Origin of the sequence: Lentilactobacillus parafarraginis DSM 18390 = JCM 14109 (genome assembly GCF_001435895.1) — a bacterium.
Taxonomy (GTDB): domain Bacteria; phylum Bacillota; class Bacilli; order Lactobacillales; family Lactobacillaceae; genus Lentilactobacillus; species Lentilactobacillus parafarraginis.
Window position 1 is genome coordinate 1 of sequence record NZ_AZFZ01000209.1, and the last position, 487, is coordinate 487.

General features: G+C 42.5%; 1 protein-coding gene. It reads left to right on the forward strand.

What is annotated here, in order from left to right; translation table 11 throughout:
- Positions 1–106: 106 nt before the first annotated feature.
- Positions 107–487: KxYKxGKxW signal peptide domain-containing protein (locus tag FD47_RS14765; protein ID WP_169790565.1), on the forward strand; the 381-nt coding region annotated here is incomplete at its 3' end.

Sequence of the window (487 nt, forward strand, 5' to 3'; positions counted from 1 at the left end):
AAATTCGGATTAAATTTGCAATCTACCTTGAATGTTGTATGAAAAAGCGTGAAAATAGAATAGAATTAAAGGAAAGTTAATAAACTATATTTTAGGTGGGTAAATGATGGAGCGAAAACGGACGAATTTTAAAATGTACAAAATTGGCCGTCGCTGGGCGTTTGCATGTGCCGTTATCTTGACGATGGGCACAACAACGCTGGTGGCTCGGGCTGATGATGGAACGACTGCAACGGGGACTGATACGGCATCAACTAGTTCAAGCACAACCAAATCAGTCACGGCTAAGACACAAACTTTGAAGACTGCAGCCACAACTGAAGCGGATGTGACTAACCAAAATCAGTCGGTTTTAGATACCGATGGTTCGAATTCAAAGACTGCTGCTGGCACAGTGGCTGGAACTAAGGCGGCAACGAATACTGATACAAACGCTACCACCAATTTCGATGAGACAACTAGGGTCTGTCTTAAAACAAGCTTTTTA